This is a genomic window from Salmonella sp. SAL03688 (assembly GCF_046551895.1).
Lineage (GTDB): Bacteria > Pseudomonadota > Gammaproteobacteria > Enterobacterales > Enterobacteriaceae > Salmonella > Salmonella enterica.
Genome location: NZ_JBGDVI010000100.1, coordinates 1 through 201, shown reverse-complemented (window position 1 = coordinate 201; position 201 = coordinate 1). Strand labels below are relative to the sequence as shown.

The window sequence follows — 201 nt, the reverse complement described above, 5'->3', positions numbered from 1 at the left end:
AGTCGTAACAAGGTAACCGTAGGGGAACCTGCGGTTGGATCACCTCCTTACCTTAAAGAACTGTTCTTTGCAGTGCTCACACAGATTGTCTGATGAAAAGTGAATAGCAAGGCGTCTTGCGAAGCAGACTGATACGTCCCCTTCGTCTAGAGGCCCAGGACACCGCCCTTTCACGGCGGTAACAGGGGTTCGAATCCCCTA

At 51.7% G+C, this 201-nt stretch carries 1 tRNA gene; it reads left to right on the top strand.

The annotated features are described in order from the left end of the window. Window positions 1-143: 143 nt before the first annotated feature. A tRNA-Glu gene (locus ACLJR2_RS23920) sits at window positions 144-201 on the top strand.